We start from the raw sequence: 13857 nt of genomic DNA, 5'->3' as shown, positions 1-13857 counted from the left end.
ACTTAGACCTATTCTGAAACTTTCGTTTTCGAATAGGTCGACGAGTTCACGCATCGCGCAAATAGCACGATGCGAGAACATCACATTTCAAGGTAACCTGTTCAGAAAGGTGAGTTTCCGAACAGGTTTATTGATATGACGGTAATATATAACAGTGTTATGTGTCAATAAGCTGCATGTACACCGTCTATTGAAACATCTTTCTACTTTATGGCATACTAACCATGTGAAGGATGATACAACCATGCAGATAAGAAGCGATGAAATTACCATACCGCGGCAAAGTACCGTAAGGTTGTTGGCAGGCGTTTTGCAGCCGGAAAGAGAACCGTATCTCGTGTTTTCACCGGAGACAATGTCATTCCTTGCAGCGGTATCGGCTGAAATCGGCGCATCGGAACTGCATTCCATACCGGAGATTGCCGCATTCGGCTTCTGGTGCCGCAGGCCGCATCTTGAAGCCTTAGCCAAGCGCCATGCCTCACCATTTCCGCGTCTCGGCCGAGGCTTGGCGTTCCATATTGCGCCTTCAAATGTGCCGACGATGTTTGCCTATTCATATACAATCGGGCTGCTCGCAGGGAACGCAAATATCATTCGGCTGTCGGAGCGGGGCGGCGAGATCAGTATGATGCTCTGCGCCTGTATCGGCCGAGTGCTGGATCGCCCTGAGTTTGAAGCTATAAAACAGCGGACATCGTTTATCAGCTATGGTCGGGATGATACCGTAACGGCTGCGTATACGTCCGCGTGCGATGCGCGGATAGTATGGGGCGGGGACGAAACAATACGCCGCATACGTGCGCTTCCACTGCCGCCCCATGCGGTCGAACTGGTATTCCCCGATCGCTGGTCGTTTGCGCTGTTCAGTCAAGCCGCGTTTTCCCAAGCGGATGAAGAAACGCTTACTGTATGGGCGCACCGGTTTTACAACGATACCTATCTAATGGATCAAAATGCCTGTTCCGCCCCGCATCTTGTCGTGTGGGAAAACGACGGAGGAGACTCCGCAGTCCGTATTCGCTGGTGGGAAAAGGTTGCGGCGGAAGCTCAAGCAGCGTACCAATTCGGCGCCTATCAAGCGGCGCGGAAATACGAGCAGCTGTGCCTTTCCGCGATGACGCTACCGGAGAAAGTTTCCGTCAAACAGTATGCAGGTAACCTTTTATATGTCGCCAGTCTTACAACGCTGCCTGCCCAAGCAGCGGAGACGCTACGCGGAACATTCGGCTTTTTCTTTGAAACTGAAATCCGCAATAAAGAAGAATTGCTACCGCTGCTTTCGTTCAAGGTGCAGACGCTCTGCGCGGAAGGTTACCGGCGGGAAGAACTGGCGCAATTTTTTGCGCAGCGCCGCGCGGCAGGTATCGACCGAATCGTTGCGTTGGGGCAGGCGATGGAAATGGATACGATTTGGGACGGTAAAGATTTAATCGCGGAATTATCGCGGATCATCGTTTAAGCCGAAGCTTTCTTCTTTTACATCCTCTTGGAACATATCGACCATCGCGGTTAAGTATTCCTGTGCAAATACCATACTGCGCTCGTCGGCGAGTTCTTCGTTCGCGCTGCGCAGCTTTTGCAACAGGCTGAAAACGATATACGTCATCATTACCAATCCCGCCTTGGGATAGGCGTTAATATATTTTTTGAACTGACTGCGGGAAAGGATCAGCACGACGGTATCTTCGGCAGCGCTGACGGTAGCGGTGCTGAGTTCATCCTCCAATAGAGCTGATTCGCCGACCGAGGCATGATCTTTCAGTGTCGCGACATGCACCTCTTTGTTCCATTTTCCTTGTTTTACCACGTCAAGAGAACCGCTCATCAAGATATAAAAATTGGCATTTATCGTACCTTCGGCAATTAGCACCTCACCTTCGTCAAATGCGCAAAGCTGAGAAAACTGAGCAAGCGCCTCAAGTTCTTCTTCGGCAATGCAGGATAAAAAGGACACGGCCGATAATTCATTCCGCAACAGCGGCAGGGGAATTTCTACAATATTCATCTTCTCACTCCATAGGGTAATCGCATCAGACACTTTTGGGGATATCTCCGCATTAACACAGTATACGTGATCAACACAGTATACGTGCGCATATTAATAAAATCAAGATAAAAATAGATTTTTTAAATTAAAAGGTAAGTTGTAAATTAAAATACCCTGATACAATTGCTGTGATTGTCTCGGCAGGGAAAAACAACTATAATGCGTTTCTATTGTTGTGAATTATGTGTAAAGAAACTACCCGTGTTTATTTTGAAGATGATTATTGTGCGGTTGTGTATAAAGCAAGCGGCGAGAACTCCCAAACCTTTTTTACTCGGCTTTTTCCGCATAAACCGTTTATCGCTCCGGTCAACCGGCTTGATACCCCCGTATCAGGGCTTCTGCTGTTGGCCTTTTCCGCGCCGGTACAAACACTGTTTTCCCGCACTTTTGAAGCCGGTTCAGTGCAAAAAGAATATTGGGCAATATGCGAACGCTCTCCGGGACATTCTGCAGAAATATCGGAGCCTCAGCGGCTGGAGCATTGGCTCGGCTTTCATACCAAAACACAAAAAGCCTTTGTCGGTACAACTCCGACCGATACGGTCCCTTCCGATATGGAGCATACCGGTATGGCTTTTGCGGAGACGGATTCCACCGGTAGCGCAAAAGCTAAAAAGACCAAAAAGCCGGCGCTTAAAAAAGCCGTTTTATATTGGACTTTGTGCGGAAAAGGCGACCGGTACGACTTTATCCGTATCAGGCCGGAAACAGGACGCACGCACCAAATTAGGGTACAGATGGCGGCCGCCGGGCATCCCATCAAGGGAGATTTAAAATACGGAGCGCGGCGCAGTGAACCGCACAGCGGTATACGGCTGCACTCCTATAAGCTGTCGTTTATCCATCCGGTTACGCACCAAACCGTTACCGTTGAAGCGCCGCCTATGCAGCTCGACACCCTCTGGAAGGCTTGCCTAGCGGCCTGTATTACAGATACGGAGCGGCGCCCGTGAAGCGAGCAAAGAGGGTAACCAAGCAGGTAAGCGGGGCAGCCGGGTTTGAAGCGTACTATAGCGTTCTTTTCGGCGACCGTTGGCCGGCGCTTCGGGAAGCGCTCCTGCAAGAGACGCAGCCGGTTGCGTTTTCGGTGTGTGGCGGAAAGCCATACTACCTCGATCAGGCGAGCATCTATGCGGCACAAGCGCTTCCGCCGGTCGATGCGGGCTGCTATTTGGATATGTGCGCCGCTCCGGGCGGTAAAACGCTGGTGCTTGTCTCCGGTATGGGGCAGAAAGCTCAGTTGCAGGCAAACGAGCTTTCACGGGCGCGCCGAGCGCGGCTGCTCACCGTAGTTGACGAACACCTGCCGCCGGACATCCGCACCCGCGTCGAAGTTACCGGCTATGACGCCGCTACTCTCCCCCGCTACAGGCAAGCGTATTACGACCGCATTTTGCTGGATGCACCCTGTTCTTCGGAGCGCCATGTAATTACCGATGCGAAATACCTTGCCTGCTGGACACCTGCACGGATTAAAATGCTTGCGCAACGGCAATGGGCGCTCCTTTCGGCAGCCTTTCTTTTGCTGAAACCCGGCGGCTTTTTAGTGTACGCCACATGCGCGCTTGCCGATGCGGAAAACGACGCCGTTGTACAAAAGCTGCTAAAAAAATACGGAACCCAAGCCGCCGTCCATAGCGGCACCGCATCCGAATTGGCCATAGGCGATACCAAAGCTGCTGATGGAAGCGTGTCAGCTATTCATACCGTTACAGCGTCGTTAGAACCGGCGGCGGCTCATACCGAAACCGCCGGTAAAAACAGCGCCTCACCCATACGCAGCGAGAAAACGCTATTCGGCTGCCGGTTTTTACCCGACACCTGTGGAGGAGCAGGCCCCTTGTATTTTTCGCTTATCGAAAAAGTGAATCACGAGGAGCTTTAAAAACAGAAGCTTTAAAGCTCCTCGCACAGCAAAGAAGGATACCATGATAACAGAGCAAATAAACCACAATGATCAAACAGGTCATAATGAACAAACCGACGCAGCCGATACGCTGCTACAGGGACGCCCCATCAGAACCTTTGTGCTGCGGAAGGGACGCATTACCGAAGCTCAAAAAAAAGCATATACGGAATATGCACCGCGCTGGTGCATCCCCTACAAAGCGCAGCAGCTTTCTTTTACGGAACTGTTTGCGAATGAGCATCCTGTTATCATCGAAATAGGATTCGGCATGGGGGTTGCAACAGCTGAAATCGCAGCGCAGCATCCCGAAATGAACTATATCGGAATCGAGGTTTTTCAAGCAGGGGTCGGGAAGCTGCTAAACGAAATTGAGCAGCGCGGTCTTAAAAATATCCGCATTATCGAACATGATGCTATCGAAGTACTGGAAAATATGATTCCCGATGCCTCAATCGCAGGGTTCCATATCTTTTTTCCCGACCCGTGGCAAAAGAAAAAAGCACCATAAGCGGCGGCTGCTTCATCGCCCCAGAACCGACTTGCTCGCTCGAAAACTGCAAGCAACCGGCTACCTCTATATGGTAACCGATTGGTACGACTATGCGGAGGATGCCTTTGCTGAGCTTTCGGCCACCGAAGGGATCCGCTCAAAATACGAAGGATTCGCCCCTCCGCAACCATGGCGCCCCAAAACCAAATTCGAGCAAAAAGGCCTCAATAAAGCGCACCCCATCACCGAGCTGATGTTCATCCGGCTCGCCTACAATCAACAACCCTGACGCAGAGCGTTCGTCAACACTATACATCCGTGTATAGTGTTGACTACAATGGTGTAGCTTTGCCACACCATTGCTACTGCGTGGAACCACCGCCATCCATGGCGGTAAGAAACGGCGGGTATTAAACCGCACGAATAACGCCCTTGCATGTTCCAATCGGACAAGTTATACTCGGTTATTGATGGCATCTCCGACAATTCGAAAACAAGTGACTATTCGCTTTTTGCATAGAACCGTACTTTTCCTCTTTACCGTTCTACTTGCCTTGTTTGCTTTGTTCATTTTAGGAAATATTCAAAACTTTTTGGATTCCAGTCAGATTATCATTCTGCAATTTCTTATCGCGGGCGGTATTTTACTATTCTTAGTTGCCGTTTTTGCTTTATTATTTGAAATCAACTACAGTATTTATTTACGGAAGCTCTACTACCCCGGACGTTGCATTATCAGCGGGATAGCCTGTATATTCGGACTGGCGATTGCAATTGCAGCTTCCGCTATCATTTTACTCTCTAACGGTCTTAATGAGGCATAAGGACATACAATGATTTTTGGGAAAAAACTATACGCGGGACGAGCTGCCGTGTGTACTCAAAATACGCAGGAGCAAATCAAAACTGCTGTCGTTACTGCATATACACGCTTTTTGGAAGTCAACGGATTGCGTGAAAAAGACATCGTTTCTCTCCAATTTTCGATTACATCCGATATAACTGCGGCAAATCCTGCAACTTTATTGCGCTCCGCCGGTTATGCTTCTGCGACTGTGCTTTTCTGCAGTACGGAACCGAATATCGACGGCAGTCCTCACGGTATCATCCGTTTTCTCTTTTATTACTATGGAAAAAAGAAAGCCGTACCGATCTATTTGGGCGGGGCGGAAAAACTCCGACCGGATCTGTTTAATCACACAGCGTAGCGGATATTTCTGAAAATTATCGTTTTTAGAGGTTCCAACTACTTTCTTTTAAGGACATTCCAGTTTTATGAGCATCAAGAAAAACAGTACATCGATATGGGTTGTGAGCCGTGAATATGCCGGATTTGCAGAAGCCGGAGGAGTAAAAAACGTTGTAAAATCATTGGCTGAAGCAGCTGCCGATTACGGTTTCGCGGTTACGGTATTTTTACCCCGTTATGGAAACAACATCGAAGCTTTCGACACCTGTACAGGAGAAGTGAACATCCGTGTCGGCGATACCCTGCATTCAGTGCAATATTTTGAACTTTTTAGGAAAAATATCCGTTTCATCTTTATCGACTCCGGTATTTTCACGGAAAAAAAAGATATTTATACCTACTGTGCCGAAGAACTCGATTATTTTCGGGAAAAACTGCACCGACCTGATCTTAAAAAAAGGAGACGGTTACATAGACAGCCATGAAATGAATGTATTATTCCAAAAAGCAGTCTATTGTTACGGATTACGCAGCCACACCGCTCCGCAAATACTGCATTGCCACGATGCCCACACCGCTTTGCTACCTGCGTTTGTCTCTGCCCGCTGTATGGGTAGACGCCTGTTTCGGCATACCCGCACACTTATCACCATTCATAACGCAGGGGACGGCTACCGTCAAACCTTTTATTCGTTTGAATATGCGGCACATTTAACCGATCTCCCTCACAGAGTATTGGAATACGGCAGAGTCGATTATACCGTCGAACCGTTTCTTGTCGGTTCCGCCTTTGCCGATTTAACGACGGTTTCTCCGTGGTATGCAAAGCAGCTGATTTCACCTGAGCATTCTCCATATTCGTATCTTTTTTCAAAAAGCCTTGCCGAAAAGCATATTCACATTACCGGCATTACCAACGGAATCGATTTTGCAGCCTATAACCCTTGTGAACCGGAGCGTTCGGGGCTTCCCTTTGCATTCGACGTGCAAAAAGAGCAGTTTGAAGGAAAATATGCATGCCGTTCATTTTTACTGGATAAACTGCAGACGCAGACCTGTACAGCGCCGCTGTATAATGGCATACAGCAATACGGCAGCATGAGCACACAGGAACAGAACCGGACACTCTACATAATGTACCACGGCCGGTTAGTTCGGCAAAAAGGGGTAGATGTGTTACTCAAAGCAATTCCCCGCATACTGGAACACTCCCCCAACCTACGATTTATTGTGATGGGACAGGGAAACCCCGAGCTTGAAACCGAAGCAATGACCCTCGCTGCCGCGCTGCCCGGGAAATTCGTGTACTGCAAGGGATATAATCGAAAGGCGGCAAGGCTCATCACTGCAGCAGCGGACTTTATCGTCTTACCGAGCTTATTTGAACCATGCGGCTTGGAAGATCTTATCGCTCAAGTTTACGGTACTATCCCGATTGCGAACGCACAAGGAGGCTTGCAAAAAATCATAAACGGAAAAACAGGTTTTTTATACACACTTCCTGACGGCGAAGAACAAAACACCGAAATACATGTCGGCACATTGACGGAGACCGTGCTAAAGCAAACAGAATATTTTTTCGCAAGCAGCAAAGCAAAACTCACCGATATTCCGTATTTTAAAGATATTATTTTATACGCATACACAGCGCTTCACACGGAATTTTCATGGAAGTATATTTTTGACAAGCAATACCTAAAACTCTATTTTCCGCACAAATAATTTTTTTCTTTGTTATTCGTAAGGAGCGGTGCGGCATGGTGATTGAAAGTATCCCATTTTATGCCGATATACAAAGAGAGAACCAATAACAAGGAAAAAAATGAACAAAAAGATTATTATCGATTTTTTAGACGAGCATTGGAATGACTTTGCCTCTTTGTTATCCGAAGCAGCAGATACGGCAGCCGGTCGCACACTTATGGAGCAATTTCCCAATGACCTCTGCGAATTTGCGAGTTTGCTTTCAAAAATAATGACTGGACAACAAATGCGGACAGTTGATAAACAAAAAGGGCTTTTAGAAAAAGCACGGCAATTCCGAAAAAATGCTTCCCTCAATGATGGCAAAAAACAAGCTTCAATTATCGTTAAAAACGGTCTTTTTACGGTACGCCCTCAACAATACAACGAAGCATTAAATAGCTCCTTTAAAACACTGGTCGATTCGGTTCTCTAGCACAAAACGGCAATTTATGGATAATAAAAGAAGATGTTCCAAAAGTTGATTACTTTCAGGACATCCCCACACAATCTAATGGATAATAGGAAATATGGAAGACAAAAATACTGAATCGGGACTTAAAAAGACAACTGTAGATATTCCAACTAAACGGCGGTTCGGCGATAGAAAAGAAGGGAGACGTATCCGCTCGATAGACCCTATGACGGTAGTGGCGCCCTTTATTATGCCGTCAAGAATAGGAGCGCAAAATTTATTCCAAGACAGCATTAATGTAGCGGCAATCGAGCATTTCGTACATAAAAAGAGAGCGGAAGGCCTTGCCGGTTTCGGTATCATGCATGTAGTAATCGCAGCATATATACGAACAATATCTCAGCGTCCGGGAATTAATCGTTTTTTGAGCGGTTTACGGCTGTATGCCCGCCATAATATAGAAGTTGTTATGGCTATCAAAAAAGAGATGTCGATAGAAGCCGAAGAAACAATGATGAAGTTTTTCTTTGACCGAAGCGCAACCGTTACCGATGTATATAACGAGATGACGCATAAAATAGACGAATATCGAAATAAACATAAAGAAAAAGAGAGCGCCTTTGATAAAGTTGCGCGGAAACTTGGATTTATGCCGAGTTTTCAATTACGAGCTGCAATCGCATTTCTGAACTGGCTCGACTTTCATAATTTATTACCCGAAAGACTAAGGCTCCTTAGCCCTTTTCACTGTTCCGTTGTCTTTTCTTCGATGGGATCGTTAGGTATCCGTCCTATATTTCATCATTTGTACAATTTCGGCAATGCCCCTGTATTTATCACTTTTAGTGCAATGCGAAGATCACAAAAAAGCGAACGGGACGGCACCGTTACCAATATACGGAATCTCGATCTCACCGTTACGACTGACGAGCGCATCTGCGACGGATTTTACTATGCATCTGCTTTCCACGAATTACATAAATATTTAGAGGATCCTGAATTGCTCGAACAACCACCCGAAAAAATTATCTACGATATCGATTGATAGGTTCATTGTTCCAAAATATTGCACGGAAACAGCTTGACACGTATCAAAAAATCGGATATAAATTATTCATTATTTTTGCCGTTGTAGCTCAGTCGGTAGAGCAAAGGACTGAAAATCCTTGTGTCGACAGTTCGATTCTGTCCGACGGCATTATTCAATCTTTTCGCTGTTTTTAACTTTCTTTCAACACATTCTTGTCATTGATTCTATATTTTATAGCTGCTTTTACTATTGATTTTGTATTCTATCCTTTAATAAACCTGTTCGGAAACTCACCTTTCTGAACAGGTTACCTTGAAATGCGATGCGTGAAATCGTCGACCTATTCGAAAACGAAAGTTTCAGAATAGGTCTAATATAAATGATACAGATGTCATAATGAATATCTTCCTCAAAAATTTAAAAAATCGTGAGAGTTTGAGTATTTTTAAGTAGTGTATATAGTGTATATATAGAAAAAACAAGAAATGAAAACCGGCGAAACCTCAGCTACCTATTCGCCTCTAACTATTTTAAAATAAAATGGGGAGACAAGGATTCGAACCTTGGAAGGCGGAGCCAACAGATTTACAGTCTGCCCCCTTTGACCGCTCGGGAATCTCCCCATATCGATGAGCCAACTTAGGGATTCGAACCCTAGACCCCGAGATTACAAATCACGTGCTCTGGCCAGCTGAGCTAAGTTGGCATAAATATGAGATGTATCATATCGGTTTCTTTATAGTCTGTCAAGTATAAAAAACTTCTAAAAACTCCAGTTTTTAGAGATCCTCTGCGCATTTACACCAGCAAAACAAAAAGAGCGTGGAAATGCAGCAAAAGGTGCTTACTTTTTCGCCATTTCCACGCTCCAACCACAATCAACATACCTCGACGCAGAGCATCGGGGTATTAAACCTTCCGCACGAATCAACTTGAGGATAATCCTCTTTACCCCCTTACAGTTTGTGCATTTTCTTAGGCTGCGTCATATTCTCCGGTTTTAGAATTTCGTCAAGCGCTTCCTTCGATAATAGGCCGCGCTCCAACACAAGGTCGTAGACGCTACGGTTGTCTTTGAGGGCGGTTTTGGCAATATCGCTTGAAGTTTCATAGCCGAGTACGGGATTAAGCGCTGTTACCAACCCGATGCTCCGGTAGGTCAGTTCCTTACACCGCTCCACATTCGCTTCGATGCCGTCGATACAGCGCTGCCGAAGCGTGGACATACCGTTGTTTAAAATCGAAATCGATTCCAAGATACTGTAAATAATAACCGGTTCAAAGACGTTCAGCTCCAACTGCCCCGCTTCGGCGGCCATCATCACCGTCGTATCGTTTCCGATAACACGGAAGCATACCTGATTCATTACTTCGGGGATAACGGGATTGACTTTGCCCGGCATAATCGATGAACCCGGCTGCATTGCCGGAAGATGTATTTCATTTAAACCGGCACGCGGACCCGATCCGAGCAGTCGCAGGTCGTTGCATATCTTTGAAATTTTTACCGCAAGGCGTTTTAGTTGCCCCGAATAGGAAACAAAACAGGTGGTATCATTCGTTGCGGCAATCAAATTCTTCGCTTTCGTAACAGGGTAGCCCGAAATTTCTGCCAGCCGTTTTGTTACCAAATCCGCATAAGCAGGGTCGCTGTTGATACCGGTTCCGATAGCGGTTGCCCCCATATTGATTTCGAGTAAGCCGGAAACAGCCTGCCGGATATGGGACACTTCCTCCTCCAAACTCGCTGCGTAAGACTCAAATTCCTGACCGAGTGTCATCGGTACCGCATCCTGCAGCTGCGTTCGCCCCATTTTGATATGCCCGCCGAATTCTTTTCCTTTTTTACGGAAAGAAGCAACCAAGTTTTCAAGCTCGGTAATCAGTCCTTCCGTATGTAAACAGATACCGAGTTTTGCTGCCGTCGGATATGCGTCGTTGGTAGACTGTGCAAGGTTGATGTGATTGTTCGGATGGCAGAATTGGTATTCGCCTTTTTTATGTCCCAGCAGCTCAAGTGCGCGGTTTGCAATCACCTCATTTGCATTCATATTGGTAGACGTTCCCGCTCCGCCTTGAATCATATCCGCAGGGAATTGCTCATGCAGTTTACCGGCGATGATTTCTTTACAGGCAGCGATAATCGCTTCCGCCGTCGGTTTTTCCAGCAAACCTAATTCATAGTTCGCCTGTGCCGCTGCCTGCTTAACCATCGCAAGGGCTTTTATAAACCCCGGATAGGCGGAAAGATGCACGCCGGTAATATTGAAGTTTTCCATACAACGGAGCGTTTGTACACCGTAATACGCCTCATCGGGAACATCCCGATACCCTAAAAGATCATGTTCTTGCCGCATTGTTTCCTCCTAATCTTTTTGGCAGTTGAATTTTCTGTAATATTTCTTATTTCCGATGCAGCTCGTGGAGTGAATCGAAAGGATAGACCCCGCTTACGGTTGTCTCAATTCGATTATCGGCGGATGATCCGAATATAACCGGCGCTTCCGGCTGCATAAACTCGGAGATAACCTGCCGACACGCACCGCACGGCCCAACCGGATAGTCTGCATCGGGGGTCGCAATTGCAATAGCAGTAAAGTTTTTTTTGCCCATTGCAACCGCGCTAAAAAGAGCAGTGCGTTCGGCGCAGTTGGTCAATCCGTAAGAACGGTTTTCAACATTCACGCCGGTAACGACACTCCCGTCATCAAGCAGTAATGCAGCGCCTACTCTAAAATGAGAATAAGGAGCATACGCATTTTTCGCTGCCTCCATAGCTTGTTCAAAGAGATGATCATACTTACTTGAATTTTTCATATTACTATTATACCATACAATCATGAAAATTGCAGCATTCGATAATCGTTTTGTTATTTTTCCTATTCTTTTTTTATTCATATATATTTTTGCAGCAGCAGTTCCTCTCGGATCCGATATCTATTTGAAACCCGTATGGGCGCGCACCATCACACCGGATAGCGCTCAGGCGGAATTGGAAGGAATCGGTAACGAAGCCGAAAATACAATTCCACAGGCGGCAGCAGAACAATTCGCCGGCAAAGCACCAAAAGTATTTTTGACGGAAAGCAGGTTCGGTTATTTTACCGCCGACAGTGAATTACTCCGCTCATCTCCCGTAACCCAACGTATTTCGGCTTCTTCTACGGCTTGGACTGAATACGGGAGCGATGCTGCAAAAACACCGATTTATCGCCCCGACGGCTCGCTGATAACCGTCATCGAAGAGCCGGGATTTGTATACATCGACGAAAACCGTTTTTACCTGTTTGAGCCGGGTGGAAGCGCCGTTAAACAATATGACACCGATGGGAAACCGCGCTGGCGTTATCTGCACACCGCACCGATTACGGCCTTTCATAGCACAAAAGGCGGAACTATCATCGGATTCTCTGACGGAAAACTCGTTGCTCTTGATTCCGCAGGTAATGTACTGGCAGACTTTTATCCGGGAGGCAGTGATTATCAGGTTATACTGGGAGCGGCAATCTCCGCCGACGGGAAGCTCGCCGCCTGCGTGTGCGGAATTGACTGCCAACGAGCCTTGCTGATACGGATAGACGGTAATAAATATAAAATCATACATCACCGAAAATTGGAAGGAAATCTCCGCAGGCAGGTCTTTGTGGATTTCGATATAAAAGGCAAGAACGCCGTGTTTGAGTGTGCCGAGGGTATCGGCTTTATCGACTGCGATCGGTTAATATCGGGCATTATGCCTCAGCGGGGAACGGTCGTTTCCAGCGGGCAAACTCCGTATAAGAATATGATGGCGATTATCAGCAGACAGGAACAACGCTCGACATTATCATTTATCGAAGCTCCTTTTTATGTCGTTGGGCATACTACCTTTCCCTCAAAAAATACGTTCCTTGTACAAGAGCGGGAAACAATATTCCTTGCCACCGACACCAAATTAGCACGTATCGATATAAAATAAAGTGAAAAATAGGATACTGATATGAAACGATTTTTCTTTTGCATCTTAGCGGCAACGATGTTTTTTGCAGAATTATCCGCATTGGAATGGCCTGCCGACACACAAAATTTCGTACGGCTTTTCGGACAACGCATCGGTGAAAATACTTTTGAACAAGGTTTGACCTTTGAAGATGCAACGACGGTACGCGCTGCCGATGACGGCATCCTTTTGATTACGCTGGATAAAAAATACGGAGCCGGCGCTTTTCCTTCTACGCTTGGGAATGCATTGGTATTTTTACACGATGACGGACTCCAAACGGTTTATGGAAACATGGACGACACCACGGTGTTCCGAAATAGAATAACCACAGAATCTGCTGCGGTTATCGGAAAGACAGGGAACAGCGGATGGGGAAATCCTAACGAGCTTATCTTTCAAGTCAGCGATAATCAAAAAAAAGTATATATCAATCCGTTGTTACTGCTTCCGTCAGTCAACGATAAAATAGCGCCGCAGATACAAGATATCATTTTGATAAATGAGCAAAACACCGCGTTTCAAGTAAGCGGGCAAAAAAATGTGCGACAGGGCAGCTATGAATTATATGCGGATATCTCCGACACGGTTACACAGGGCGGACATAGCTTTAGTCCTTTCCGTATTACGATTTTTGTAAACGGAACAAATATTCGAACCATTCCCTTTGAAACCATTACACAAAAAGACGGTGAATCGTATCTGGGTAATACCGCCTTTACCGATACGCTGCTGTACCGGCGGAACAATGAGCTCTATTTGGGTAAGATTATCTTAAGCCGCGGAAAATCCGATATATTAATTACAGCCCGGGATATTACCGGCAATGAAAAATCGGAACAGTTTACCATCCAAGTAGACTAGCGGATCAGGGAAAACGCATCAGATTGTTGTTTTAACGGCTCCGCAAAATAATGGAGACCGTCAAGCAGAGTTTCGCCGCTTTGCGGCTCAAATACTTGCCCTGTCTCCATTATTCTGCGGCATCGGATATATCCGTCTGATGCGTTTGCGTTTTCCTTGGAAAAGCTGTGCGAAATTTTAGGCAA

The 13857-nt window shown here is 46.4% G+C and carries 14 protein-coding genes, 3 tRNA genes and 1 pseudogene; 13 read left to right on the top strand and 5 right to left on the bottom strand.

What is annotated here, in order from left to right:
- Positions 1 to 244 precede the first annotated feature (244 nt).
- A complete protein-coding gene (locus GWP40_RS05400) occupies positions 245 to 1462 on the top strand; it encodes an acyl-CoA reductase (protein WP_212566369.1) in 1218 nt (405 codons plus the stop codon).
- Here the strand turns inward: GWP40_RS05400 and GWP40_RS05395 are convergent.
- A complete protein-coding gene (locus GWP40_RS05395; RefSeq protein WP_212566368.1) occupies positions 1442 to 2008 on the bottom strand; it encodes a cyclic nucleotide-binding domain-containing protein in 567 nt (188 codons plus the stop codon). The genes GWP40_RS05400 and GWP40_RS05395 overlap by 21 nt on opposite strands.
- Positions 2009 to 2232: 224 nt before the next feature.
- Between GWP40_RS05395 and GWP40_RS05390 the strand changes: the two genes are divergently transcribed.
- The 10 genes and pseudogenes from GWP40_RS05390 to GWP40_RS05350 all read left to right on the top strand — a co-directional run bounded on the left by GWP40_RS05390 (position 2233) and on the right by GWP40_RS05350 (position 8997).
- A complete protein-coding gene (locus GWP40_RS05390; RefSeq protein WP_212566367.1) occupies positions 2233 to 3006 on the top strand; it encodes an RluA family pseudouridine synthase in 774 nt (257 codons plus the stop codon).
- Positions 3003 to 3938 (top strand): RsmB/NOP family class I SAM-dependent RNA methyltransferase, encoded by a 936-nt coding sequence (locus tag GWP40_RS05385; RefSeq protein WP_212566366.1) that lies wholly within the window; start codon positions 3003 to 3005, stop codon positions 3936 to 3938. Before GWP40_RS05390 ends, GWP40_RS05385 begins: the two co-directional genes overlap by 4 nt.
- A 160-nt stretch (positions 3939 to 4098) precedes the next feature.
- Positions 4099 to 4741 (top strand): annotated as a pseudogene (trmB, locus tag GWP40_RS05380) (tRNA (guanosine(46)-N7)-methyltransferase TrmB).
- Between the two features lie 181 nt (positions 4742 to 4922).
- Positions 4923 to 5276, top strand: a complete 354-nt coding sequence (locus GWP40_RS05375; RefSeq protein WP_212566365.1) for a hypothetical protein — start codon at positions 4923 to 4925, stop codon at positions 5274 to 5276.
- Positions 5277 to 5285: 9 nt separating this feature from the next.
- Positions 5286 to 5660, top strand: a complete 375-nt coding sequence (locus GWP40_RS05370; RefSeq protein WP_212566364.1) for a chorismate mutase — start codon at positions 5286 to 5288, stop codon at positions 5658 to 5660.
- Positions 5661 to 5727: 67 nt separating this feature from the next.
- Positions 5728 to 6126, top strand: coding sequence for a glycogen/starch synthase (locus tag GWP40_RS12725; RefSeq protein ID WP_230974627.1), 399 nt, complete (start codon positions 5728 to 5730; stop codon positions 6124 to 6126).
- Between the two features lies 1 nt (position 6127).
- A complete protein-coding gene (locus tag GWP40_RS05365) occupies positions 6128 to 7363 on the top strand; it encodes a glycosyltransferase (RefSeq protein ID WP_230974626.1) in 1236 nt (411 codons plus the stop codon).
- Between the two features lie 100 nt (positions 7364 to 7463).
- Positions 7464 to 7820 (top strand): hypothetical protein, encoded by a 357-nt coding sequence (locus tag GWP40_RS05360; protein ID WP_212566363.1) that lies wholly within the window; start codon positions 7464 to 7466, stop codon positions 7818 to 7820.
- Positions 7821 to 7914: 94 nt separating this feature from the next.
- A complete protein-coding gene (locus GWP40_RS05355) occupies positions 7915 to 8844 on the top strand; it encodes a hypothetical protein (RefSeq protein ID WP_212566362.1) in 930 nt (309 codons plus the stop codon).
- Between the two features lie 80 nt (positions 8845 to 8924).
- Positions 8925 to 8997: transfer RNA gene (locus GWP40_RS05350), tRNA-Phe, on the top strand.
- A gap of 373 nt (positions 8998 to 9370) precedes the next feature.
- Here GWP40_RS05350 and GWP40_RS05345 read toward each other — a convergent pair.
- From GWP40_RS05345 to GWP40_RS05330, 4 genes are all read right to left on the bottom strand, one after another.
- Positions 9371 to 9452, bottom strand: a tRNA-Tyr gene (locus GWP40_RS05345).
- Positions 9453 to 9461: 9 nt separating this feature from the next.
- A tRNA-Thr gene (locus GWP40_RS05340) sits at positions 9462 to 9535 on the bottom strand.
- A 250-nt stretch (positions 9536 to 9785) separates the two neighbouring features.
- Complete coding sequence (aspA, locus tag GWP40_RS05335; protein WP_212566361.1) at positions 9786 to 11186, bottom strand: aspartate ammonia-lyase; 1401 nt, start codon at positions 11184 to 11186, stop codon at positions 9786 to 9788.
- A gap of 46 nt (positions 11187 to 11232) precedes the next feature.
- Positions 11233 to 11646 (bottom strand): cytidine deaminase, encoded by a 414-nt coding sequence (locus tag GWP40_RS05330; RefSeq protein ID WP_212566360.1) that lies wholly within the window; start codon positions 11644 to 11646, stop codon positions 11233 to 11235.
- A gap of 22 nt (positions 11647 to 11668) precedes the next feature.
- Between GWP40_RS05330 and GWP40_RS05325 the strand changes: the two genes are divergently transcribed.
- Together GWP40_RS05325 and GWP40_RS05320 are read left to right on the top strand one after the other, a co-directional pair.
- Entirely contained in the window at positions 11669 to 12787 is a 1119-nt protein-coding gene (locus GWP40_RS05325; protein WP_212566359.1) for a hypothetical protein, read from the top strand.
- A gap of 21 nt (positions 12788 to 12808) precedes the next feature.
- Complete coding sequence (locus GWP40_RS05320; protein ID WP_212566358.1) at positions 12809 to 13672, top strand: peptidoglycan DD-metalloendopeptidase family protein; 864 nt, start codon at positions 12809 to 12811, stop codon at positions 13670 to 13672.
- Positions 13673 to 13857 lie beyond the last annotated feature (185 nt).

The organism is Treponema vincentii, from assembly GCF_018336815.1.
GTDB lineage: Bacteria > Spirochaetota > Spirochaetia > Treponematales > Treponemataceae > Treponema.
Note: the sequence above shows the minus strand (reverse complement) of the source record. Positions and strands in the feature narration are given on the sequence as shown.